Source organism: Manganibacter manganicus (assembly GCF_002075885.1).
Classification (GTDB): domain Bacteria; phylum Pseudomonadota; class Alphaproteobacteria; order Rhizobiales; family Rhizobiaceae; genus Mesorhizobium; species Mesorhizobium manganicum.
Genome location: NZ_MDET01000032.1, coordinates 1 through 23,043, shown reverse-complemented (window position 1 = coordinate 23,043; position 23,043 = coordinate 1). Strand labels below are relative to the sequence as shown.

19 protein-coding genes and 1 tRNA gene are annotated in these 23,043 nt (G+C 59.2%); 5 read left to right on the top strand and 15 right to left on the bottom strand.

What is annotated here, in order from left to right:
* Position 1 precedes the first annotated feature (1 nt).
* The 4 genes from tuf (BFN67_RS17300) to rpsL form a co-directional block, all read right to left on the bottom strand.
* Entirely contained in the window at positions 2–1,177 is a 1,176-nt protein-coding gene (gene tuf / locus BFN67_RS17300; RefSeq protein ID WP_080918571.1) for an elongation factor Tu, read from the bottom strand.
* Between the two features lie 68 nt (positions 1,178–1,245).
* Complete coding sequence (fusA, locus tag BFN67_RS17295) at positions 1,246–3,336, bottom strand: elongation factor G (protein WP_080920788.1); 2,091 nt, start codon at positions 3,334–3,336, stop codon at positions 1,246–1,248.
* 29 nt (positions 3,337–3,365) lie between these two features.
* Positions 3,366–3,836: a 30S ribosomal protein S7 gene (gene rpsG, locus BFN67_RS17290; protein ID WP_080920787.1), complete on the bottom strand. Its 471-nt coding sequence runs from the start codon at positions 3,834–3,836 to the stop codon at positions 3,366–3,368.
* Positions 3,837–3,896: 60 nt separating this feature from the next.
* Positions 3,897–4,268: a 30S ribosomal protein S12 gene (rpsL, locus tag BFN67_RS17285; RefSeq protein WP_056105400.1), complete on the bottom strand. Its 372-nt coding sequence runs from the start codon at positions 4,266–4,268 to the stop codon at positions 3,897–3,899.
* A gap of 465 nt (positions 4,269–4,733) precedes the next feature.
* On the opposite strand from rpsL, the gene BFN67_RS17280 reads away from it, so the two are divergent.
* From BFN67_RS17280 to BFN67_RS17260, 5 genes are all read left to right on the top strand, one after another.
* A complete protein-coding gene (locus tag BFN67_RS17280) occupies positions 4,734–5,042 on the top strand; it encodes a transcriptional regulator (RefSeq protein WP_080920789.1) in 309 nt (102 codons plus the stop codon).
* 152 nt (positions 5,043–5,194) lie between these two features.
* Entirely contained in the window at positions 5,195–6,601 is a 1,407-nt protein-coding gene (locus BFN67_RS17275) for a PTS galactitol transporter subunit IIC (protein WP_080920786.1), read from the top strand.
* The gene (locus BFN67_RS17270; RefSeq protein WP_080920785.1) at positions 6,598–7,098 is read left to right on the top strand and encodes a PTS sugar transporter subunit IIA; all 501 of its coding nucleotides are present in this window, start codon (positions 6,598–6,600) and stop codon (positions 7,096–7,098) included. The genes BFN67_RS17275 and BFN67_RS17270 overlap by 4 nt, the downstream gene beginning before the upstream one ends.
* A 3-nt stretch (positions 7,099–7,101) precedes the next feature.
* Positions 7,102–7,389: a PTS sugar transporter subunit IIB gene (locus tag BFN67_RS17265; RefSeq protein ID WP_080920784.1), complete on the top strand. Its 288-nt coding sequence runs from the start codon at positions 7,102–7,104 to the stop codon at positions 7,387–7,389.
* A 33-nt stretch (positions 7,390–7,422) separates the two neighbouring features.
* Positions 7,423–8,358, top strand: a complete 936-nt coding sequence (locus tag BFN67_RS17260) for a Gfo/Idh/MocA family protein (protein WP_080920783.1) — start codon at positions 7,423–7,425, stop codon at positions 8,356–8,358.
* On the opposite strand, the gene BFN67_RS17255 is transcribed toward BFN67_RS17260, so the two are convergent.
* From BFN67_RS17255 to tuf (BFN67_RS17205), 11 genes are all read right to left on the bottom strand, one after another.
* A complete protein-coding gene (locus BFN67_RS17255) occupies positions 8,359–8,901 on the bottom strand; it encodes a methylated-DNA--[protein]-cysteine S-methyltransferase (RefSeq protein WP_080920782.1) in 543 nt (180 codons plus the stop codon).
* A gap of 127 nt (positions 8,902–9,028) precedes the next feature.
* Positions 9,029–13,225 (bottom strand): DNA-directed RNA polymerase subunit beta', encoded by a 4,197-nt coding sequence (gene rpoC, locus BFN67_RS17250; RefSeq protein ID WP_080920781.1) that lies wholly within the window; start codon positions 13,223–13,225, stop codon positions 9,029–9,031.
* A 133-nt stretch (positions 13,226–13,358) separates the two neighbouring features.
* Positions 13,359–17,525 carry a DNA-directed RNA polymerase subunit beta gene (rpoB, locus tag BFN67_RS17245; RefSeq protein ID WP_080920780.1) on the bottom strand — a complete coding sequence of 1,389 codons (4,167 nt, stop codon included), beginning with the start codon at positions 17,523–17,525 and terminating at the stop codon, positions 13,359–13,361.
* 256 nt (positions 17,526–17,781) lie between these two features.
* On the bottom strand, positions 17,782–18,156 hold the full coding sequence (gene rplL / locus BFN67_RS17240) for a 50S ribosomal protein L7/L12 (protein ID WP_080920779.1): 375 nt from the start codon (positions 18,154–18,156) through the stop codon (positions 17,782–17,784).
* A 54-nt stretch (positions 18,157–18,210) separates the two neighbouring features.
* Positions 18,211–18,729 (bottom strand): 50S ribosomal protein L10, encoded by a 519-nt coding sequence (gene rplJ, locus BFN67_RS17235; protein WP_080920778.1) that lies wholly within the window; start codon positions 18,727–18,729, stop codon positions 18,211–18,213.
* Positions 18,730–19,109: 380 nt separating this feature from the next.
* Complete coding sequence (gene rplA, locus BFN67_RS17230; protein ID WP_080920777.1) at positions 19,110–19,811, bottom strand: 50S ribosomal protein L1; 702 nt, start codon at positions 19,809–19,811, stop codon at positions 19,110–19,112.
* 4 nt (positions 19,812–19,815) lie between these two features.
* A complete protein-coding gene (rplK, locus tag BFN67_RS17225) occupies positions 19,816–20,244 on the bottom strand; it encodes a 50S ribosomal protein L11 (RefSeq protein WP_080920776.1) in 429 nt (142 codons plus the stop codon).
* A gap of 158 nt (positions 20,245–20,402) precedes the next feature.
* Complete coding sequence (nusG, locus tag BFN67_RS17220) at positions 20,403–20,942, bottom strand: transcription termination/antitermination protein NusG (protein WP_080920775.1); 540 nt, start codon at positions 20,940–20,942, stop codon at positions 20,403–20,405.
* Between the two features lie 29 nt (positions 20,943–20,971).
* On the bottom strand, positions 20,972–21,175 hold the full coding sequence (secE, locus tag BFN67_RS17215; RefSeq protein ID WP_080920774.1) for a preprotein translocase subunit SecE: 204 nt from the start codon (positions 21,173–21,175) through the stop codon (positions 20,972–20,974).
* A 441-nt stretch (positions 21,176–21,616) separates the two neighbouring features.
* Positions 21,617–21,692 (bottom strand) — tRNA-Trp (locus BFN67_RS17210).
* 175 nt (positions 21,693–21,867) lie between these two features.
* Complete coding sequence (tuf, locus tag BFN67_RS17205) at positions 21,868–23,043, bottom strand: elongation factor Tu (protein ID WP_080918571.1); 1,176 nt, start codon at positions 23,041–23,043, stop codon at positions 21,868–21,870.

Genomic DNA, 23,043 nt, shown 5'->3' with positions numbered 1-23,043 from the left:
CTTACTCAACGATTGCGGCGACGATGCCGGCGCCGACGGTGCGGCCGCCTTCGCGGATGGCGAAGCGCAGGCGCTCCTCCATGGCGATCGGCACGATCAGTTCGACGTCAACCGTGATGTTGTCGCCCGGCATCACCATCTCCGTGCCCGCAGGAAGCGTGACGATGCCCGTCACATCCGTCGTGCGGAAGTAGAACTGCGGACGATAATTGGTGAAGAACGGTGTGTGACGGCCACCCTCCTCCTTCGTCAGAATGTACGCCTCGGCCTTGAACTTCTTGTGCGGCTTGACCGAGCCCGGCTTGGCCAATACCTGGCCGCGCTCCACGCCCTCACGATCGACACCGCGCAACAGCGCGCCGATATTGTCGCCAGCCTGACCCTGGTCAAGCAGCTTGCGGAACATCTCAACGCCCGTGCAGGTCGTCTTCGACGTCGGACGGATGCCGACGATCTCAAGCTCTTCGCCAACCTTGACCACGCCGCGCTCAACGCGACCCGTCACAACCGTGCCGCGGCCCGAAATCGAGAACACATCCTCGATCGGCATCAAAAACGGCTTGTCGATCGGACGCTCCGGCGTCGGAATGTACTCATCCACAGCCGCCATCAGTTCGCGAACCGCATCCTCGCCAAGCTTCTTGTCCGAATCCTCCAGCGCCGCAAGCGCCGAACCCTTGATGATCGGCGTGTCGTCACCCGGAAACTCGTACTTCGACAGAAGTTCGCGAACTTCCAGTTCCACCAGTTCCAGAAGCTCAGGGTCGTCAACCTGATCGCACTTGTTCAAAAACACCACAATCGCCGGAACGCCAACCTGACGGGCAAGCAGAATGTGCTCGCGCGTCTGCGGCATCGGACCGTCAGCCGCAGAAACAACCAGGATCGCGCCGTCCATCTGCGCCGCACCCGTGATCATGTTCTTCACATAGTCGGCATGGCCAGGGCAATCGACATGCGCATAGTGACGGTTCGGCGTCTCATACTCCACATGCGATGTCGAAATCGTGATGCCACGCGCCTTCTCTTCAGGCGCCGCGTCAATCTGGTCATACGCCTTGAAGTCACCAAAATACTTCGTAATCGCCGCCGTCAATGACGTCTTGCCATGGTCAACGTGACCAATCGTGCCAATGTTCACATGAGGCTTATTGCGCTCGAATTTACCTTTTGCCATGTGAGATCTCCATTTCCTGCCAGCCCATTCGGGCGTTGAATTAAGTTAGCGCCACAACCGTTTGAGACTTAGGCGTATTTCTTCTGGACTTCCTGCGCCACCGCGGTCGGAACCGGCTCATAATGGTCAAACTGCATCGTGTACTGGGCACGGCCCTGCGACATCGAACGCAGATTGTCCACATACTTGAACATATTGGCGAGCGGGACCATGGCATTGACAACAACGGCAACGCCCCGCGTTTCCTGCCCCTGGATCTGACCACGACGACTGTTCAGATCGCCGATAACATTACCGACATAATCCTCAGGCGTCACAACCTCGACCTTCATGATCGGCTCGAGCAACTGCACGCCAAGCTTCGGAGCCGCTTCCTTGAAGCACGCACGAGAAGCGATCTCGAATGCAAGCACGGACGAATCGACATCGTGGAAAGCGCCATCGATGAGCGTCGCCTTGACACCGATCATCGGGAAGCCGGCAAACGGGCCAGAACCCATGACGCTGTCGATCCCCTTCTGAACGCCCGGAATGTATTCTTTCGGCACGGCACCGCCAACAATCTTGGATTCGAACACGAATTCCTCGCTCTCGGCATTCGGTTCGAAGACGATCTTGACACGAGCGAACTGACCGGTGCCTCCGGTCTGCTTTTTGTGCGTGTAATCCTGCTCGTGCTGGCGCGTGATGGTCTCGCGATAGGCCACCTGCGGCGCACCGACATTGGCCTCGACCTTGAATTCGCGACGCATGCGATCGACGAGGATGTCCAGATGCAGCTCGCCCATACCGGCGATGATCGTCTGACCGCTCTCCTCGTCGGTCTTGACGCGGAAAGATGGATCTTCGGCCGCCAGACGGTTGAGCGCAAGACCCATCTTCTCCTGGTCGCCCTTGGTCTTCGGTTCGATAGCGATCTGAATGACCGGATCCGGGAACTCCATACGCTCCAGAATGACCGGCTTCAGCGGATCGCACAGCGTGTCGCCTGTCGTCGTCTCCTTGAGACCGGCAAGAGCAACAATGTCGCCAGCAAAAGCCTCTTCAATGTCCTCGCGCGAGTTGGAATGCATCTGCAGCATACGGCCGATGCGCTCCTTCTTGCCCTTGACGGTGTTTTCCAGCGATACGCCCTTCTTGAGCACGCCGGAATAGATACGCGCAAAGGTCAACGAGCCGACGAACGGGTCGTTCATGATCTTGAAAGCAAGCATGGACAGCGGTTCATCATCCGAAGATTTGCGAACCACTTCCGCCTCGGTCTTGGGATCAATACCCTTGATGTCCGGCACTTCGTCGGGCGCAGGCAGAAAATCAACAACCGCGTCGAGAAGCGGCTGAACGCCCTTGTTCTTGAAGGCCGTACCACAGAAGACCGGATGAAACTTGACAGCGATGGTACCCTTGCGGATCAGCGCGCGCAATTCATCGTTCGACGGAATGTTGCCTTCAAGATAGGCATTCATCGCGTCATCATCCATCTCGACCGCAGTCTCGATCAGTTTCTCGCGATACTCTTCCGCCTTTGCCTGAAGATCGGCCGGGATTTCAACGACATCCCATGCCGCACCGAGAGCTTCATCGTGCCACACATAGGCCTTCATCTCGATGAGATCGACAACGCCCTTGAAATCACTCTCAGCGCCGATCGGCAGTTGCATGGCGACAGCAACCGCACCCAGACGGGACTTGATCATTTCGAGGCAGCGATAGAAATCGGCGCCGATCTTGTCCATCTTGTTGCAGAAAATCATGCGGGGCACATGATACTTCTCGGCCTGGCGCCAGACAGTCTCGGTCTGCGGCTCAACGCCGGCATTCGAATCGAGCAGCGCGATGGCGCCGTCGAGAACGCGCAGCGAACGCTCGACCTCAATGGTGAAGTCGACGTGTCCGGGGGTGTCGATGATGTTGAAGCGGCGCATCTTGCCATCACGACCCTTCCAGTAGGTCGTGGTCGCAGCCGACGTAATCGTAATGCCGCGTTCCTGCTCCTGCTCCATCCAGTCCATGGTCGAGGCGCCATCATGCGTCTCACCCATCTTATGGTTCTTGCCCGTGTAATACAGGATACGCTCGGTCGTCGTCGTCTTACCGGCATCAATGTGAGCCATGATGCCGAAGTTACGGTAGTCGTGGAGGGGATATTCGCGGGCCATGGGAGGTGTCTCTCAGTCTTCTTTCGCGCTTACCAGCGGTAGTGCGCGAAGGCGCGGTTGGCTTCCGCCATCTTGTGGGTGTCTTCACGCTTTTTCACCGCGGTGCCGCGGTTATTGGCAGCGTCCAGCAATTCGCCGGAGAGGCGATCGACCATCGTCGTCTCATTGCGATTGCGCGCGGCGGTGATCAGCCAGCGGATCGCCAGCGCCTGGCGACGCTCTGGACGAACATCGACCGGCACCTGATAGGTTGCGCCGCCGACGCGACGCGAACGCACTTCCACATGCGGCGCGACATTGTCCAGCGCTTGATGGAAGACGGTGACCGGCTCCTGCTTGGTCTTGGCCTGCACCTGGTCGAGAGCACCATAGACGATCGTCTCGGCAATCGATTTCTTGCCATCATACATGACGGCATTCATGAATTTGGTGACGATCAGGTCGCCGAACTTCGGATCCGGATTGATCTCACGCTTTTCTGCACTGTGACGACGGGACATGGCTCTTGTCTCTCTTGCCTCGGCACGACACTCTCAAGGAGCACCGGAGCCGATAAAATCTTACTTCGGACGCTTGGCACCGTACTTGGAGCGGCGCTGCTTACGGTTCTTCACACCCTGGGTGTCAAGCACGCCACGAATGATGTGATAACGCACGCCGGGAAGATCCTTGACGCGACCACCGCGGATCATGACCACGGAGTGCTCCTGAAGGTTATGCCCCTCACCCGGAATGTAACCGATCACCTCGAACCCGTTGGTGAGGCGAATCTTTGCAACCTTACGCAGCGCGGAGTTCGGCTTCTTCGGCGTCGTTGTATAGACGCGCGTGCAAACGCCCCGCTTCTGCGGGTTCTGCTGCATGGCCGGGACCTTGTTGCGCGTCGCCGGCGCGATGCGCGGCTTGCGGATAAGCTGGTTGACGGTAGGCATTAAACCCTCTTGTCTCTCAATTTCCGTGTCTCGGGCCCATCTCGGGCGGTTTCGAACGCTCTTTCCATACGCAAATTCGGGCCGAAAACCGCTCATTTGCGGTCCTGCCCGAACAAAAGCAGAGGAAGCGAGACCCGCTTCATGCACGCCGGAAATGTCATTTCGTTCGTAAAACGAACCTTGTTTGAGGCATACTTCGAAGCGTGTCGCTGCGAACCGCAAGCCTCACATCGGTTCAGACGATGCGGCTTCTACCTGCAAGGCCGTTGTTCGTCAAGCCCGCTGCCGCAAATAGTGGGGTGGAATGGCAGTTTGGCAGCCATGCATAAAACGCATGCAATTTTCTTTCGGGCTCAAGCGTGCAAGCGGAAGAAAGTGTGCCTGCCCACCCTGTCAAGCTATGCCACTTCATGCGAAAAGGCGAACAAATTTCCGTTTTCGGCCTGCTTTGAAGGAATCACGCGAATGAACGAGATAGTGAGCGACCCGGGAAACGACAATAAGGGCGAGCATCCGGTGACCATCATCACCGGTCGTGTATGGAGACGCAAAGGGGGTGCGCCGGAAGGCGTGCATGTGATGCTCGTCGCTCCCGACGATGATTCTGCCGTTCGCCGCGCACTCGAATCGCTATCCGCCGAAGGCTATGCAGAGGCCGAACTGGACCAGATCGGCGAAATGGAAGGCGCGCCCGACGAAGAGCCGCATCTTTCGGCCTGGCAAGGGGCGCTGGAGGGAGAAGTGTCGGTCATCACATTCGACGTTCCAGCCTGAGTCGCCAAATGGTTCACGCGCATATTCCGCGCGATTAAACGGGGGACGATCCAGGCGGCGAATTGACAGAAAAGCCGCTCCTTGCCAACTTCTGTGCCTTGAGCGCAACAAAAGTTCTGACTGGGCAGGACAGCGCTTGTCGGGAGGAAGCAATGGACGCATTTTTGAGCGGTCTCAAGGGCGCGGTCGATACGCTGGGCGCAACCGTGTTGTTGCCCGTCGTCATTTTCATCATCGCGGTCATTCTCGGTGCGAAGGCCGGCAAGGCGTTTCGTGCAGCGGTTACGATCGGCGTCGCCTTTATCGGCATCAATCTGGTGCTCGGCCTGATGCTCGGCGCGATTGGCGACGCCGCCCAGGCTATCGTCAAGAATACCGGCATTCATCGCGACATCGTCGATGTCGGCTGGCCGTCTGCCGCAGCTATCGCCTTCGGCTCCTCGGTCGGGCTTTGGGTGATCCCTATCGGCATCGCGGTCAACGTTCTGCTTTTGGTGACGCGATTGACGCGCACGCTCAATGTCGATGTCTGGAACTTCTGGCACTTTGCCTTTATCGGCTCGCTGACAACCGCCGCGACGGGCAGCCTCGGCTACGGACTCGTGGCGGCGGCGCTGATGGCGGCGCTCGCCTTGTTGTTTGCCGACTGGTCCGCACGAGCCGTGCAACAGTTTTATGGGGTTCCCGGCGTCTCGGTACCGCATCTGGCATCCGCACAGATCCTTCCGATTGCCATCGTCCTGAACTGGTTGATCGAACGCATACCCGGCATAAACAAAATCGACGTCAGCACGGAAACCGTGGAACGACGGCTCGGCGTTTTCGGCGAACCGGTGGTGCTGGGCCTGTTCATCGGCCTGATCCTCGGCATCCTTGCCTTCTACAATGCCGGTGATTTCAGCACGATCATAGCCAAGGTTTTGCAGACGGGCATGACGCTCGCAGCCTCGATGCTGCTCCTGCCGCGTATGGTGAAGATCCTGATGGAAGGGCTACTGCCTGTTTCGGAAGCCGCGCATGAATTCGTGGCCAAGCGGGCCGGCGACCGCGAATTGCTGGTCGGCCTGGATTCCGCAATCCTGATTGGCCATCCGGCCGCCATCTCGTCGTCGCTGATCCTCGTGCCGATCGCCATCCTGCTTTCGATCATCCTGCCGGGCAACAGGGTCATCCTGTTTGCCGACCTCGCCGTCATCCCCTTCATCGTCGCTTTGACGGCGCCGGTGCTGCGCGGCAATGTTTTCCGCATGGTCATCGTCGGCACCGTCACGCTGGCCGTCGGCTTCTATGTCGCAAACGCACTTGCACCGCTGTTCACGAGTGCGGCGACTGCCTCCGGCTTCAAGATGCCGGCCAATGCGGTGCAGATCACCTCGATCGTGGACGGGTTCCTGTGGATCTCCTATGTTGTGGTTGAAGCGATCCAAAACCTTGCGGTCGCCGGGCTGGTGCTGCTCGCGGTAATCATCGGCGGCTGTTTCTGGCTTTACAGACGCAACACCGCCGCATGGGAACGTGCTGCGGGCGCAACTGACGATGAGACAGCCGAGGCAGCATGACGGCCGACGCGACCCGACAAACGCTGGCCGATCACATTGAGCACGAGGCCATCGCGCTCAACGTGGAAGCCACAACGAGCGAGGCGATCATCCGCCTGCTCGCCGACCGGCTTGCTCGGTTGGGTCATGTTCGCCCGAGTTTCGCCGAAGCGGTGCTTGCACGGGAGGCGCAAATGCCAACCGGATTGCCGATGGAGCGCGACGCGAATGTCGCCGTGCCTCACACTGACCCAGAGCATGTCATACGGCCCGGCATCGCCATCGCCACCCTTGCCCGGCCCGTCGATTTCGCCAATATGGAAAGCCCCGACGAGCACCTGCCCGTCGGTATCGTGTTCATGCTGGCGCTCAACGACAAGGATCGCCAGATCGAGATGCTCCAGCAGATCATGGAGACGATTCAGGATGACGACCTTGTCGATGCGTTGCTCGCGGCGCGAACGAACGATCAAATGCTGGCCCTGTTGGGGCGCGGCGGTAGCAAGGCGGGAGAGTAAGTGATGAGCCTGCAAAAGACCGTGCTGTTTGCCTGCGGCACAGGCATTGCGACATCGACGCTGGTCTCGCATGCGGTGGTGGAAGCCATGAAGGAACGCGGCATCAAGATCGATGCGCGCCAATGCAAGACCACCGAGGTGCGCTCCATGCTCACCGGCGTCGATCTCGTGATCTCGACGACACAATTGCCGACCGACCTCGGCGTGCCGGCGATCACGACGCTGGCTTTTCTGACCGGCCGGGGCAAGCCGGAGACGCTCGACAAGATCGAAGCCACACTACGCGCCTGACCTCCATTGGCGCCGACAATAAAGCAAGGTTCCATGCCCTCAACTTCGAATCCCATCGCGCTCGGCATCGTCGGCGTTGGCAAGATCGTTCGCGACCAGCATTTGCCTGCACTGGCGGGAAATGACAATTATCGGCTGATCGCAGTTGCAAGCCGCCACGGCAAGGTTGACGGTATTGCAAACTTTCCGAGCATCGAGGCAATGCTTGAGGCTGTACCGACCCTGGAAGCCGTGTCGTTGTGCATGCCACCGCAAGCCCGCTACACCGCCGCGCGCGCTGCGCTTGACGCCGGCAAGCATGTGTTCCTGGAAAAGCCTCCCGGCGCCACGGTCAGCGAGGTCGAGGATTTGAGACGGCTCGCGGTCACGAAGGGTGTTTCCTTGTTCGCAAGCTGGCATTCCCGTTATGCGCCGGCGGTGGAGGCGGCCCGCTCCTTCCTTGCCTCAACGCAAATTCACGCCGCTTCGATCGTCTGGAAAGAAGACGTGCGGCGCTGGCATCCGAACCAGGATTGGATATGGCAAGCCGGTGGGTTGGGTGTCTTCGATCCTGGCATCAACGCCCTGTCCATCGCGACGCATATTTTTCCGGCGATGTTCATCACCGGGGCCACACTGGAATTTCCCGAAAACCGGGCCGCGCCGATCGCTGCCGCGATCGACTTCCGGACCGCGCAGGACCTTGCCGTAAGCGCGGACTTCGACTGGCGTCAAACAGGGCCACAAAGCTGGGATATCTTTGCCGAGACTGACAGGGGTCAGATGGCGCTTTCCGGTGGCGGTGCGAAACTCGTTGTGGACGGGCACGTCGTCCACCAAGAGAACGAGGCCGAGTACCCTGCCCTCTACCGGAGATTCGCGGAAATCGTGCGGTCGGGCACTTCGGACGTCGATCTCGCGCCATTGCAGCATGTGGCGGACGCCTTCATGCTGGGCAAGCGCAGGACCGTTGAGGCGTTCATAGACTGATCACCCAGCAATATGCCGCTTTTCGTGATCCAACAGCCAGCGCTTGCGTGCAAGCCCGCCGCCATACTTCGTCAGCGCGCCGTCGGCGGCGACGAGGCGATGGCAGGGCACGACGATCGATAGCGGGTTGGCGCCGTTCGCATACCCGACCGCGCGCGCGGATTTCGGGCGGCCGAGTTGTCGGGCGAACGCCCCATAGCTGAGCGTCTGACCAGGTCGAACCGTGCGCAATGCCGTCCACACCTGCTGATGGAACAGTGATCCAACGAATTTCACCGCGAGCGCATCAAGTGCCGCAACATCGCCGCTGAAATAGCGAGCAAATGCGTGCTCGATTACGGATGAAATCGAACCCGCTTCAAGGCGAAAGGAACCATCATAGCGTGACAGCCAACGCTCTATGCGCGGCTGACAGTCTGCAAACTCGGTCAGATAAAGCGCATTATTCTCGTCAGCCGCGATAACAAGCCCGCCGATTGGAGTCTCGATCGTTTCCGACCTCAGTAAAAGCGGGGCACTTGCCTGCCTCTCATAGGCATTCATCTTGGACACAATCTCATCTTTAAACACTTGCGCAGATGGCGGCGGTCGGCAACCCGTTTCCCGCTGGGGGTCGCAATAAAAAGGGGCCCGCTTGGGGCCCCTTTGATTATCGGATCATGCCGAATTTTTACTGCGCTGCATTGACCATATCGGTCAGCATCGGATTGGCCGTCTCAGCACCCGACGATTTGCGACGCTCGTCCAGAATCAATTCGTCGCGATGCGTGGCGATACGACGGATTGCACTCATCTGGCCACCGGTGCCGGCCGGGATCAGGCGACCAACGATGACGTTTTCCTTCAAGCCCTGCAGCATATCGGTTTTGCCGGCCACCGCCGCTTCCGTCAGCACGCGGGTCGTCTCTTGGAAGGAGGCGGCCGAGATGAAGGACGGCGTCTGCAGCGAAGCCTTTGTGATGCCGAGCAGCACCGGTTGGCCTACAGCCGGCTTCTTGCCCTCTTCCACCAAGCGGTCGTTGATCTCTTCGAGTTCAACCACGTCGACATGATCGCCCGGAATGTAGGTCGAGTCTCCCTGCTCGGTGATTTCTACCTTCTGCAGCATCTGCCGAACGATAACCTCGATGTGCTTGTCGTTGATCGACACGCCCTGCAACCGGTAGACTTCCTGGATTTCGTTGACGAGATAGGAAGCCAGAGCTTCCACGCCCTTGATCGCCAGAATGTCGTGCGGCGCCGGATTGCCGTCGAGGATATAGTCGCCCTTCTCGATGACGTCGCCGTCCTGAAGATGAAACGGCTTGCCCTTCGGAATCAGGTATTCGGCCGGCTCTATCGCCTCGTCATGCGGCTCGATGACAATACGGCGCTTGTTCTTGTAGTCGCGACCGAACCGGATCGTGCCATCGATCTCTGCGATGACAGCGCAGTCCTTCGGACGACGAGCTTCGAACAGTTCCGCAACGCGCGGCAGACCACCAGTGATGTCCTTGGTCTTGGCGCTTTCCATCGGAATGCGCGCCAGAACATCGCCGGGCTTCACATGCGCACCCGGCTCGACCGAGAGGATAGCCTCGACCGAGAGCAGGAAGCGCGCATCGCCACCCTTGGACAGCTTGGCGACCTTGCCCTTGGCGTCCTGCACCACCATGGCCGGCTTGAGATCCGAGCCACGCGGAGTCGAACGCCAGTCGATGACCTCGCGCTTGGTGATACCGGTGGATTCGTCAGCCGTCTCCTGGACGGAGATGCCATCGACCAGATCCTCGAACTCCACCCGACCTTCGACTTCGGTAAGGATCGGGCGTGTGTAGGGATCCCACTCCGCCACGCGCTGGCCGCGCTTCACCTTGTCGCCATCGTCGACAAAGATGCGTGAACCATAGGTGAGACGATGCGTGGCGCGTTCCTTGCCGGCCGCGTCGAGGATCAGAACCGCCATGTTGCGGCCCATGACCATCTGTTGGCCATCGGAATTGCGCACCACGTTGCGGTTGCGAATCTGCACCGTGCCTTCATACGAAGCTTCCAGGAACGAAGAATCCACCACCTGTGCGGTGCCGCCCATATGGAAAGTACGCATGGTAAGCTGGGTACCCGGTTCGCCGATCGACTGGGCAGCGATGACGCCCACGGCCTCACCCTGATTGACCGGCGTACCGCGGGCAAGATCGCGTCCGTAGCAGATCGCGCACACGCCGACCCGCATCTCGCAAGTGAGCGCCGAGCGAATGCGCACCGACTGAATGCCGGCCTTCTCGATCTTCTCCACATCGCGCTCGTCCATCAGCGTTCCGGCCTTGACCAGAACCTCACCCGACACCGGGTGCAGGATGTCGTCGAGCGATGTACGACCAAGCACACGCTGGCCGACGGAAGCGACAACCTGACCGGCATCAACGATCGGCTGCATGGTCAGACCCTTGGTCGTACCGCAATCGACCGAATTGACGATGCAATCCTGCGCGACATCGACCAGACGACGCGTGAGATAGCCCGAATTCGCCGTCTTCAAGGCGGTGTCTGCCAGACCCTTGCGGGCGCCGTGCGTGGAGTTGAAATACTCCAGAACGGTCAGGCCTTCCTTGAAGTTCGAAATGATCGGCGTCTCGATGATTTCGCCGCTAGGCTTGGCCATAAGGCCGCGCATGCCGGCAAGCTGACGCATCTGGGTGGGCGAACCACGCGCACCAGAATGCGACATCATGTAGATCGAATTCATCGGCTTCTGACGGCCGTTTTCCTCGAACTCCACGGCCTTGATACGACCCATCATCTCGTCGGCGACCTTTTCCGAGCACTTGGCCCAGGCATCGACAACCTTGTTGTACTTCTCGCCCTGAGTGATCAGGCCGTCATTATACTGCTGCTCGTATTCCTTCGCGAGCGCCTCCGTGTCGGCAACCATTTTTGCCTTCGTGTCGGGAATGACCATGTCGTCCTTGCCGAACGAAATGCCGGCGCGGCAGGCATGGGCGAAGCCCAGCGCCATGATCCGGTCGCAGAAAATGACCGTCTCCTTCTGACCGCAATGGCGATAGACGGTGTCGATCATCTTGGAGATGTTCTTCTTGGTCATCTCCTGATTGGCGGTGTCGAACGGCACATTGACGTTCTTCGGCAGAAGTTCGCCGATAATCATGCGGCCGGGGGTGGTGTCGTAAATCTTCGACACTTCCTTGCCTTCCGCATCAACACCCTTGTAGCGGCCCTTGATCTTGGCGTGCAGGGTCACGGCCTTGGTCTCCAGCGCGTGCTGGAGTTCGCCCATATCGGCGAACGCCATGCCCTCGCCCGGCTCGTTCTGGTTGACGATCGAGAGATAGTAGAGGCCAAGAACCATGTCCTGCGACGGCACGATGATCGGCGCACCGGACGCGGGATGCAGGATGTTGTTGGTCGACATCATCAGCACGCGGGCTTCGAGCTGCGCTTCCAGCGACAGCGGCACGTGAACCGCCATCTGATCGCCGTCGAAGTCGGCGTTGAAGGCGGTGCAGACCAGCGGGTGAAGCTGGATCGCCTTGCCTTCGATCAGGGTTGGCTCGAACGCCTGGATGCCGAGGCGGTGCAGCGTCGGCGCCCGGTTCAGCAGAACCGGGTGCTCGCGGATCACCTCATCGAGAATATCCCAGACTTCCGGACGCTCCTTCTCGACCAGTTTCTTCGCCTGCTTGACCGTCGAGGAGTAACCCTTGGCGTCGAGGCGGGCGTAGATGAAGGGCTTGAAGAGTTCGAGCGCCATCTTCTTCGGCAGCCCGCACTGGTGCAGCTTGAGTTCCGGCCCCGTCACGATGACCGAACGGCCGGAATAATCGACGCGCTTGCCAAGCAGGTTCTGGCGGAACCGGCCCTGCTTGCCCTTGAGCATGTCGGACAGCGACTTCAGCGGGCGCTTGTTGGCGCCGGTGATGACGCGGCCACGGCGACCATTATCGAACAGGGCGTCCACCGCCTCCTGCAGCATGCGCTTTTCATTGCGCACGATAATGCCGGGCGCACGAAGCTCGATCAGGCGCTTCAGGCGGTTATTGCGGTTGATGACGCGGCGATAGAGGTCGTTCAGGTCGGACGTCGCGAAGCGGCCGCCGTCCAGCGGAACAAGTGGACGCAGGTCCGGGGGGATCACCGGAACCACCTTCATGATCATCCACTCCGGACGATTGCCGGATTCCATGAAGTTCTCGACCACCTTGAGGCGCTTAAGATACTTCTTCTGCTTCAACTCCGACGTGGTAGTGGCCAGTTCCGTGCGCAGATCACCGGCAATCTTCTCAAGATCCATCGCCGCCAGAAGATCGTGGATAGCCTCAGCACCGATCATGGCGGTGAACGAATCCTCGCCGTATTCGTCAACGGCCAGCATGTATTCTTCTTCGGAAAGAAGCTGGTTTTCCTTCAGCGCCGTCAGGCCCGGCTCGGTCACGATGTAATTCTCGAAATAGAGAACCCGCTCGATATCCTTGAGCGTCATGTCGAGCAACGTGCCGATCCGCGACGGCAGCGACTTCAGGAACCAGATGTGAGCGACAGGTGCGGCCAGTTCGATATGACCCATGCGCTCACGGCGCACGCGTGAAAGCGTTACTTCGACACCGCACTTTTCACAGATCACGCCCTTGTACTTCATGCGCTTGTACTTGCCGCACAGGCACTCATAGTCCTTAATCGGCCCGAAGATGCGCGCGCAGAACAAGCCGTCACGCTCCGGCTTGAACGTGCGGTAATTGATGGTTTCCGGCTTCTTGATCTCGCCGAATGACCAGGACAGGATTTTTTCCGGGCTGGCGAGCGAAATCCGGATGGAATCGAACACCTGTGCCGGCGCCTGCGGGTTGAAGAGATTCATGACCTCTTGGTTCATGCCATTCTCCTTTGGGGGCCTCGAACACCCCTTTGTCATGTCATGTGCGAGTTGAGGCTCGCGACGATCGGCCGATGGCCGAGAAACTTGTCAAACTGTGGCGACCACGGCCTTCCGCGGCCGCCACAGCGGATTATTCGGCAGCGTCCGGCAAACCCACCGGCTGCTCTTCCGGCCGTGTGTTCTCCAGTTCGACATTGAGTCCGAGCGAACGCATTTCCTTGACGAGAACATTGAAACTCTCCGGAATGCCTGCCTCAAACGTGTCATCGCCACGCACAATCGCCTCATAAACCTTGGTGCGGCCGGCCACGTCGTCCGACTTCACCGTCAGCATTTCCTGCAGCGTGTAGGCGGCGCCGTAGGCTTCGAGCGCCCAGACCTCCATTTCACCGAAGCGCTGGCCGCCGAACTGCGCCTTACCGCCCAGCGGCTGCTGGGTGACGAGCGAGTATGGGCCGATCGAACGCGCATGGATCTTGTCGTCAACCAGATGGTGAAGCTTGAGCATGTAGATGTAGCCCATCGTCACCTTACGATCGAACGGCTCGCCGGTGCGCCCGTCATAGAGTTGCGACTGGCCCGACGAATTCAGACCCGCCTGCTCCAGCATCTCATTGATGTTGGCCTCATGCGCGCCATCGAACACCGGGGTCGCGATGGAAACCCCCCGCCGCATTTGTTCGCCAAGGCGAACGATGGATTCGTCGTCATAGTCGCGAACCGGCTCATTACGATCATTATCAGGAATAATGCTCTCGATCGTTGTTCGCAGCGACTGGACATTGCCACCCGCCTTGTAGGCATCGACCAGTTCACCGATCTTCTTGCCCATGCCCGAACATGCCCAGCCTAGATGCGTCTCCAAAATCTGGCCGACATTCATGCGAGAAGGCACGCCAAGCGGATTGAGCACGATATCAGCGTGCGTACCATCCTCAAGGAACGGCATATCCTCGACAGGAACGATGCGCGACACGACACCCTTGTTGCCATGGCGGCCGGCCATCTTGTCGCCGGGCTGCATTTTGCGCTTCACCGCGACGAAGACCTTGACCATCTTCATCACGCCCGGAGGCATTTCATCGCCGCGCTGCACCTTTTCGACCTTATCCATGAAACGCTGCTCCAGCGCCTTCTTGGAATCGTCGTACTGGCCACGCAGGGCCTCCAGTTCGCTCTGCAACTTTTCGTTCTCGACAGCGAACTGCCACCACTGAGAACGGGGGTAGTCGTCCAGTGTCTCCTTGGCGAGCGTTGAGCCCTTCTTGAAGCCCTTCGGCCCGGCAATCGCTTGCTTGCCGACGAGAACGTCGGAAAGGCGTGCATACACGTTGCGGTCAAGAATCGCCTGCTCGTCGTCGCGGTCCTTGGCCAGACGCTCAATTTCCTCGCGCTCGATCGCCATGGCGCGCTCGTCTTTCTCCACGCCATGGCGGTTGAAGACGCGCACCTCAACGATTGTGCCGAAGGTGCCTGGAGGCATGCGCATGGAGGTATCGCGCACATCGGAAGCTTTTTCACCGAAGATGGCACGCAGAAGTTTTTCTTCCGGTGTCATCGGACTTTCGCCCTTCGGCGTGATCTTGCCGACCAGAATATCGCCCGGCTGCACCTCCGCCCCGATATAGACGATGCCGGCCTCATCGAGATTCTTCAGCGCTTCTTCCGAGACATTCGGAATGTCACGCGTGATTTCCTCTGGCCCGAGTTTGGTGTCGCGCGCCATGACTTCAAATTCCTCGATATGGATCGAGGTGAAGACGTCATCAGCGACGATACGCTCGGAGAGCAGGATCGAGTCTTCGTAATTGTAGCCGTTCCACGGCATGAACGCGACGAGCACGTTTCGGCCGAGCGCCAGATCGCCGAGATCGGTCGAGGGACCGTCGGCGATGATATCGCCCTTCTCGATGCGGTCGCCTACCTTCACTAGCGGACGCTGGTTGATGCAGGTGTTCTGGTTCGAGCGCTGGAATTTCATCAGTCGGTAGATATCGACACCCGATTTACCGGGATCAAGATCTTCCGTCGCACGAATGACGATACGGGTCGCGTCCACCTGGTCGACGATGCCGCCGCGGCGAGCGCCGATGGCAGCCCCAGAATCGCGAGCCACAATCGGCTCCATTCCCGTCCCAACGAACGGTGCTTCAGCACGCAGTAGGGGTACAGCCTGACGCTGCATGTTGGAGCCCATCAGCGCGCGGTTGGCGTCGTCGTTCTCGAGGAACGGGATCAGGGCTGCGGCGACCGACACCATTTGCTTCGGCGACACGTCCATCAGGTCGACGTTCTCACGCGGCGCCATCATCACCTCGCCAGCGTTACGGCAAATGACGAATTCATCAACGAAATGCCCCTCGCTGTCGAGTTCGGCATTGGCCTGCGCAACAAAGTGCTTGGCCTCTTCCATCGCCGACAGATAGACGACATCGTCGGTCAGTTTGCCGTCGACGATCTTGCGATACGGACTTTCGATGAAGCCGTATTTGTTGACGCGGGCAAAGGTGGCCAGCGAGTTGATCAGGCCGATATTCGGGCCTTCCGGCGTCTCGATCGGGCAGATGCGGCCATAATGCGTCGGATGCACGTCGCGCACCTCGAAGCCTGCCCTTTCACGGGTAAGGCCGCCCGGTCCGAGCGCCGACAGGCGGCGCTTGTGGGTGATCTCCGAGAGCGGGTTATTCTGATCCATGAACTGCGAAAGCTGCGAGGAGCCAAAGAACTCGCGCACGGCAGCAGCAGCCGGCTTCGCGTTGATCAGGTCCTGCGGCATCACCGTATCGATCTCGATCGAAGACATGCGTTCCTTGATCGCACGCTCCATCCTGAGCAGACCAACGCGATACTGGTTTTCCATCAGTTCGCCGACAGAACGCACGCGACGGTTGCCCAGATTGTCGATGTCGTCGATCTCGCCCTTGCCGTCGCGCAATTCGACCAGCGTCTTGACCACGGCAAGGATATCCTCCTTGCGCAGCACGCGCACCGTGTCCTCGGCGTCCAGTTCGAGACGCATGTTCATCTTGACGCGGCCGACGGCCGAAAGATCATAGCGCTCGCTGTCGAAGAACAGCGAGTTGAACATGGCTTCGGCCGTCTCCAGCGTCGGCGGTTCGCCGGGACGCATGACGCGATAAATATCGAACAGCGCGTCCTGACGGCTCTCGTTCTTATCGACAGCCAGGGTGTTGCGGATATAGGCGCCGACATTGACATGGTCGATGTCGAGAATCTGGATTTCGTCCACGCCGGTATTCAGCAAATCAATCAGATTGCCCTTCTTCTGACCGGTTTTGGCATCGACGGTCATGTCGAGTTCATCACCCGCCTCGAGATAAATCTCGCCGGTTTCGGGATTGACGATGTCCTCGGCAATGTAGGCCCCGATCAGGTCCTCCTCCGTTGCCTTGATCGCCTTGAGGCCCTTTTCGGAGAGTTGCTTGGCCTGACGCGCGGTGATCTTTTTGCCGGCCTCGACCACGACCTCACCGGTATCGGCGTCAATCAGGTCGCCGACAGCCTTGAGGCCGCGGAAGCGCTCGACATTGAAAGGAACACGCCAGTGATCACCGGCTTTGGTGTAGGTGATCTTGTCGTAAAAGGTGGACAGGATCTCCTCGCCATCCATGCCCAGCGCCATGAGCAGCGACGTCGCCGGGATCTTGCGGCGACGGTCGATGCGGGCATGCACGACGTCCTTGGAATCAAACTCGATATCGAGCCACGAGCCGCGATAGGGGATGACGCGCGCGGCAAACAGAAGCTTGCCCGACGAGTGCGACTTGCCCTTGTCGTGGTCGAAGAAGACGCCCGGCGAACGGTGCATCTGGGAAACGATGACGCGCTCGGTGCCGTTGACGATAAACGTGCCGTTCAGCGTCATGAGCGGCATGTCGCCCATGTAGACGTCCTGCTCCTTGATGTCCTTGATGGACTTCGCACCCGTATCCTCGTCAATATCGAACACGATCAGGCGCAGCGTCACCTTCAGCGGGGCTGCGTAGGTCAGGTCGCGCTGACGGCACTCGTCAACGTCGAATTTCGGCGCCTCGAACTCGTACTTGACGAATTCCAGCATCGAGGAACCGGAAAAATCCTGGATCGGGAAGACCGACTTGAAAACGGCCTGCAAGCCCTCGTCGAGGCGACCGCCTTCGGGCTCGTCAACCATCAGGAACTGATCATAAGAGGCCTTCTGCACCTCGATCAGGTTCGGCATCTCCGCAATTTCAGGGATTTTCCCGAAAAACTTACGTACGCGTCTGCGGCCATTGAAAGTCTGGGTCTGGGCCATCGTCGCTCCTTAACTCACATCTCGAGGCGAACCTCGCCGCGGTTCGTCCTGCCAGTGTTGGCCGCCTGTTGGGGGCCATTTTCATAACCGCCCGGCAGCGGTCGTATCATTCGCATCGGCCGCCTTATCGGCAGCCGGTAAAACGCCTGAAAACCCGTTTCCGGAAGGCCGTTTCGGCCCTCAGGAAAGGGGTTTCCCTCTACCTTTTCCCCGCAGGGATGGCGGGCAGCGCCAAGCCACCCGCCAAAACCGCAGCTTACTTCAGCTCGACCTTGGCGCCGGCCTTCTCAAGCTGTTCCTTGATCTTGTCGGCATCAGCCTTCGAAACGGCTTCCTTGACAGGCTTGGGAGCTGCTTCGACCAGATCCTTGGCTTCCTTGAGGCCGAGACCGGTAATGGCACGGACTTCCTTGATAACCTCGATCTTCTTGTCACCGGCAGCAGCCAGAATGACGTCGAATTCAGTCTTCTCTTCGGCCGGAGCTGCGGCAGCGGCGCCACCAGCAGCGGCGACAGCCACCGGCGCGGCGGCGGAAACGCCCCACTTTTCTTCCAGAAGCTTCGAAAGTTCGGCCGCCTCGAGGACGGTCAGATTCGAAAGCTCGTCTACGATCTTGGAAAGATCAGCCATTTTTCAATTCCTTCTTAAGATTCGAACGTGTCTGTGTGTTGTTGAGGAACGGCCTCATGCCGCCTCGTCCTTCCGGGCATAAGCGCCAATGACGCGTGCGACCTGGCCGGCCGGCGCATTGACGATTTGGGCGATCCGGGTAGCCGGCGTAGAAATCATGCCGACAATCTTGGCGCGCAGTTCGTCGAGCGACGGCAGCGAGGCAAGCGCCTTCACACCGTCGGCATCGAGCGAGGTCTGCCCCATTGCGCCACCGAGAATGATCAGCTTGTCATTCCCCTTGGCGAAATCGGACGCGACCTTTGGCGCCGTAACCGGATCCTCCGAATAAGCGATCAGCGTCTGTCCCTTGAACAGATCGATGATGTTTTCGGAGTCCGTACCCTGAAGAGCGATCTTGGCGAGACGGTTCTTCGCGACTTTGACAGTGCCACCGGCTGCGCGCATCTTCGTACGAAGATCGTTCATCTGCGCAACGGTGATACCGGCATAGTGGGCCACGACGACTGAGCCCGCCGCCTTGACGGCGCCGTTCAGGTCCGTGACGAGTTCGCGTTTTTCCGCTCTGTCCACTGCCTATCTCCAGTTGATCCCTGCCCCATTCGCGGAAACAGAAATCGGTTGCCTTTTGCCGGCCGGGCTTCCATTTTCGGATCGCTCGAACGGCGGTTCAGGGATCCTGCCCCCTTTCGCCACATCGGCGGTTTCCCGGCGATGCGCAGACAAAAGGCATACACGGTTCGAACCTTCCAAATGAGCTTTCGCTCCTTGTCGGGTCTTCACCCGTCTCATGCAGGCTTTCCGATTAAGGCTTCGGGCCGAGGCCGTTCGCCGCCTGCAATCTCGGACAGGATTGCCGGATCTCTTTCGATCTCCGGCATTTCGACCCCCGATGGACTGGGAGCCGAATTTCTTGTCAGACCGGCTTTATATCGGCCGATCCGAAAATCAGATCAGGACGCCGGGGTCAGCGACGCGAGGTCGAGCTTGAGGCCCGGCCCCATGGTCGAGGTGATCGAGACCTTCTTGACGTAGTTGCCCTTGGCGCCTGTCGGCTTGGCCTTGGTCACAGCATCGGCAAAGGCACGAACGTTTTCTTCCAACGCCTTGACGTCGAAGGAAATCTTGCCGACGCCGCCATGCACGATACCGGCCTTCTCGACGCGGAACTCAACCGCGCCGCCCTTCGAAGCCTTGACGGCCGCAGCGACATCAGGCGTCACGGTGCCAACCTTCGGGTTCGGCATCATGCCGCGCGGGCCGAGCACCTTACCAAGACGACCGACGAGCGGCATCATGTCAGGTGTGGCGATGCAACGATCGAAGTCGATCGTGCCCTTCTGGACAATCTCGACCAGATCCTCCGCACCGACGATGTCGGCACCGGCGGCCTTGGCTTCCTCGGCCTTGTCACCACGTGCGAACACAGCCACGCGGACCGTACGGCCCGTGCCGTTCGGCAGATTGACCACGCCGCGAACCATCTGGTCGGCATGGCGCGGGTCAACGCCGAGATTCATCGCCACTTCGATGGTTTCATCGAACTTCACCGCCGAGCGGTCCTTGAGCAGTTTCAGCGCCTCGTCGAGGGCATAGGCTTTGTCCGGGTCGATGCCCTCGCGGGACTTGGTGACACGCTTTGCAATCTTAGCCATGATCTCAGCCCACCACTTCCAGGCCCATCGAACGGGCGGAGCCTTCGATCATCTTGACCGCGGCATCGACGTCGTTGGCGTTCAGGTCCTTCATCTTCGCTTCTGCGATCTCGCGCAACTTGTCGCGCGAAACGGTGCCCGCCTTGGCCTTACCCGGTTCCTTGGAGCCCGACTTCAGGTTGGCCGCCTTCTTCAGGAAGTACGTCACCGGGGGCGTCTTCATGACGAAGGTGAACGACTTGTCCTGATAATAGGTGATGACGACGGGGATGGGCGAACCCTTCTCCATTTCCTGGCTCTGCGCGTTGAACGCCTTGCAGAATTCCATGATATTGATGCCACGCTGACCAAGCGCAGGGCCGATCGGGGGCGACGGCGTCGCCGAACCCGCGGGGACCTGGAGCTTGAGCTGGCCCGCAATCTTTTTAGCCATACTCTTTCCTGCCTCTGTTCATGCCGGCCCTATCTATGCCGGCGGTTGCAGTCTGGTGGTCCGGTTCACGCCGCCGGCTAAGCAGCGATCGCCTCCCACCGTTATGACGGCGAAAATAACACGCCGCCAACCCACCGCCCGAAAGCGACAAAGCTCGATCAACCCTTCTCGACCTGACCGAATTCAAGATCGACAGGCACAGCGCGCCCGAAGATCGACACCTCAACCTTGAGCCGCGCGCGCTCCTCGTCCACTTCCTGAACGAAACCGTTGAAGGACGCGAAAGGTCCGTCGGCGACGCGGATCGCCTCGCCAATCTCGAAAGTGACAGACGGCTTCGGTCGCTCCACGCCCTCCTGCACCTGATGCAGGATACGCTCGGCTTCCTTGTCGGTAATGTGCATCGGCTTGGCCGTATGCCTGTCTTCGCCGAGAAAACCGGTCACCCGAGGGGTGTTCTTGACCAGGCTGATCACCGCATCGTTAAGCTCGGCCTTGAGCAGCACATAACCAGGAAAGAATTTACGCTCGGCATCGACCTTCTTGCCGCGACGAACCTCGACCACCTTCTCGGTCGGCACGACGATCTGCTCTATCCGATCACTCAACCCCTTCTGCTTGGCTTTGTTCTCGATATCCTCGGCGACCTTCTTTTCGAAGTTCGAATAAGCGTGGACGATGTACCAGCGCGCGGTCATTTCAAAAACGTCTCCGTATTCGCCGGACTTTATTGGCCAAGGCCAAGGATGCGCTCGACGGCGAACCCCAACACAAGGTCAGCCCCGAAAAAAAACAGCATGGTAAGGGCTGCGAAAATGAGCACCATCACCGTAGAAATCAGGGTCTCGCGCCGGGTGGGCCACGTCACCTTCGCAGTTTCGGATCGAACCTGCTGAAGGAAGACAAAGGGATTGAGTGTCTTCGAAGCCATACGCCGCTCTGCTTTCAAGACCCGTTTACCGGGTCTCCTGGATGGTCCCGCCGACCGGGACGTGCCGCATGAAAGAAGATCACGGCCGAATCAGCTCGCCAAATCTTCCATGCAAATCAGACGCGCAAAGCCGGGGTTCCAGCTCCACGCGCCGCGTGTCTGTTTCTTCTACATAAAACCGATTCTTGATCCACGCAAGTGGCAAGTACCCGCTTTACGACCAAGCGCCGCCTCGGAACCATCCAGTCGTTCCGTCCCGGCTATGGTGTTCTTATGCCTCAATGCGCCTGATATGGCAAGGCTCGTACGATTTTCAACCGGCAACGGCAAAATGATGGCAGGGGCAGCAGGGTTCGAACCCGCGACCTGCGGTTTTGGAGTGCCTCAATGCGCCTGATATGGCAAGGCTCGTACGATTTTCAACCGGCAACGGCAAAATGATGGCAGGGGCAGCAGGGTTCGAACCCGCGACCTGCGGTTTTGGAGACCGCCGCTCTACCAACTGAGCTATACCCCTAATCACTTCGGCCTGGTCGCTTGGTAGGCGGTCACCCTGAGACTGACTCTTGGGAGATCACGCTTCGACCGCGCCGTTCCTAATCGTTCAGCGCGAAAGCTTCAAGCTGTTTTGAATGAAAAATGGCAGCTCTCGAAAGAGCCGCCATTATTCCTGTTGAAAGGCTCAGGGCCGCTTACTCAACGATTGCGGCGACGATGCCGGCGCCGACGGTGCGGCCGCCTTCGCGGATGGCGAAGCGCAGGCGCTCCTCCATGGCGATCGGCACGATCAGTTCGACGTCAACCGTGATGTTGTCGCCCGGCATCACCATCTCCGTGCCCGCAGGAAGCGTGACGATGCCCGTCACATCCGTCGTGCGGAAGTAGAACTGCGGACGATAATTGGTGAAGAACGGTGTGTGACGGCCACCCTCCTCCTTCGTCAGAATGTACGCCTCGGCCTTGAACTTCTTGTGCGGCTTGACCGAGCCCGGCTTGGCCAATACCTGGCCGCGCTCCACGCCCTCACGATCGACACCGCGCAACAGCGCGCCGATATTGTCGCCAGCCTGACCCTGGTCAAGCAGCTTGCGGAACATCTCAACGCCCGTGCAGGTCGTCTTCGACGTCGGACGGATGCCGACGATCTCAAGCTCTTCGCCAACCTTGACCACGCCGCGCTCAACGCGACCCGTCACAACCGTGCCGCGGCCCGAAATCGAGAACACATCCTCGATCGGCATCAAAAACGGCTTGTCGATCGGACGCTCCGGCGTCGGAATGTACTCATCCACAGCCGCCATCAGTTCGCGAACCGCATCCTCGCCAAGCTTCTTGTCCGAATCCTCCAGCGCCGCAAGCGCCGAACCCTTGATGATCGGCGTGTCGTCACCCGGAAACTCGTACTTCGACAGAAGTTCGCGAACTTCCAGTTCCACCAGTTCCAGAAGCTCAGGGTCGTCAACCTGATCGCACTTGTTCAAAAACACCACAATCGCCGGAACGCCAACCTGACGGGCAAGCAGAATGTGCTCGCGCGTCTGCGGCATCGGACCGTCAGCCGCAGAAACAACCAGGATCGCGCCGTCCATCTGCGCCGCACCCGTGATCATGTTCTTCACATAGTCGGCATGGCCAGGGCAATCGACATGCGCATAGTGACGGTTCGGCGTCTCATACTCCACATGCGATGTCGAAATCGTGATGCCACGCGCCTTCTCTTCAGGCGCCGCGTCAATCTGGTCATACGCCTTGAAGTCACCAAAATACTTCGTAATCGCCGCCGTCAATGACGTCTTGCCATGGTCAACGTGACCAATCGTGCCAATGTTCACATGAGGCTTATTGCGCTCGAATTTACCTTTTGCCAT

Coding starts and splice junctions, on each gene's coding strand:
- tuf (WP_080918571.1), bottom strand. CDS start 1,177: ATGGCAAAAGGTAAATTCGAGCGCAATAAGCCTCATGTGAACATTGGC.
- fusA (WP_080920788.1), bottom strand. CDS start 3,336: ATGGCCCGCGAATATCCCCTCCACGACTACCGTAACTTCGGCATCATG.
- rpsG (WP_080920787.1), bottom strand. CDS start 3,836: ATGTCCCGTCGTCACAGTGCAGAAAAGCGTGAGATCAATCCGGATCCG.
- rpsL (WP_056105400.1), bottom strand. CDS start 4,268: ATGCCTACCGTCAACCAGCTTATCCGCAAGCCGCGCATCGCGCCGGCG.
- BFN67_RS17280 (WP_080920789.1), top strand. CDS start 4,734: ATGAACGAGATAGTGAGCGACCCGGGAAACGACAATAAGGGCGAGCAT.
- BFN67_RS17275 (WP_080920786.1), top strand. CDS start 5,195: ATGGACGCATTTTTGAGCGGTCTCAAGGGCGCGGTCGATACGCTGGGC.
- BFN67_RS17270 (WP_080920785.1), top strand. CDS start 6,598: ATGACGGCCGACGCGACCCGACAAACGCTGGCCGATCACATTGAGCAC.
- BFN67_RS17265 (WP_080920784.1), top strand. CDS start 7,102: ATGAGCCTGCAAAAGACCGTGCTGTTTGCCTGCGGCACAGGCATTGCG.
- BFN67_RS17260 (WP_080920783.1), top strand. CDS start 7,423: ATGCCCTCAACTTCGAATCCCATCGCGCTCGGCATCGTCGGCGTTGGC.
- BFN67_RS17255 (WP_080920782.1), bottom strand. CDS start 8,901: ATGAATGCCTATGAGAGGCAGGCAAGTGCCCCGCTTTTACTGAGGTCG.
- rpoC (WP_080920781.1), bottom strand. CDS start 13,225: ATGAACCAAGAGGTCATGAATCTCTTCAACCCGCAGGCGCCGGCACAG.
- rpoB (WP_080920780.1), bottom strand. CDS start 17,525: ATGGCCCAGACCCAGACTTTCAATGGCCGCAGACGCGTACGTAAGTTT.
- rplL (WP_080920779.1), bottom strand. CDS start 18,156: ATGGCTGATCTTTCCAAGATCGTAGACGAGCTTTCGAATCTGACCGTC.
- rplA (WP_080920777.1), bottom strand. CDS start 19,811: ATGGCTAAGATTGCAAAGCGTGTCACCAAGTCCCGCGAGGGCATCGAC.
- rplK (WP_080920776.1), bottom strand. CDS start 20,244: ATGGCTAAAAAGATTGCGGGCCAGCTCAAGCTCCAGGTCCCCGCGGGT.
- nusG (WP_080920775.1), bottom strand. CDS start 20,942: ATGACCGCGCGCTGGTACATCGTCCACGCTTATTCGAACTTCGAAAAG.
- secE (WP_080920774.1), bottom strand. CDS start 21,175: ATGGCTTCGAAGACACTCAATCCCTTTGTCTTCCTTCAGCAGGTTCGA.
- tuf (WP_080918571.1), bottom strand. CDS start 23,043: ATGGCAAAAGGTAAATTCGAGCGCAATAAGCCTCATGTGAACATTGGC.